Genomic DNA, 475 nt, shown 5'->3' with positions numbered 1-475 from the left:
TGACCTCTGTGGTAAATAGTGTTTTAATTTTTTGCACCACAGAGTACACCGAGGCGCTACGCGCTTCACAGAGAAGAAAATCTTGCGCGGTATAAAGCGGGATTAGGGATTCGAGCCGCGGGTTTCGAGGTTCGAGGAATTTAAAAACCTTACGGTTAATATAGCAAGGTTTTTTATACCCGTAGGCGGGAGTTTACCTCGCGCAGGTTTTATAAAATGCGCGGGATAACTCCCGCCTACGTTCAATACAAACACCGTACTTAACTTAATCTCTACCTAAAACCTAAAATCTTTGTCTTTAATCTCTTCCTCTGTGAACTCTGTGAACTCTGTGACCTCTGTGGTAAATAGTGTTTTAATTTTTTGCACCACAGAGTACACCGAGGCGCTACGCGCTTCACAGAGAAGACAAAACAAATAAAACATGTCTTTAATCATTTCCTCTGTGTGCTCTGCCCCCTCTGTGGTGAATAAA

The 475-nt window shown here is 42.9% G+C and carries 1 protein-coding gene; it reads right to left on the bottom strand.

Features of this window, described 5'->3' with window-relative positions; translation table 11 throughout:
* Positions 1–276: 276 nt before the first annotated feature.
* Positions 277–475 (bottom strand): hypothetical protein (locus AAEY57_RS19430; protein ID WP_350608598.1); only part of this gene is annotated, 199 nt, incomplete at its 5' end.

This window comes from Pseudoalteromonas sp. MER144-MNA-CIBAN-0113, from assembly GCF_040308965.1.
In the GTDB taxonomy this organism is placed as follows: Bacteria; Pseudomonadota; Gammaproteobacteria; order Enterobacterales; family Alteromonadaceae; genus Pseudoalteromonas; species Pseudoalteromonas tetraodonis.
This window is presented reverse-complemented; position numbering and strand designations above follow the sequence as displayed.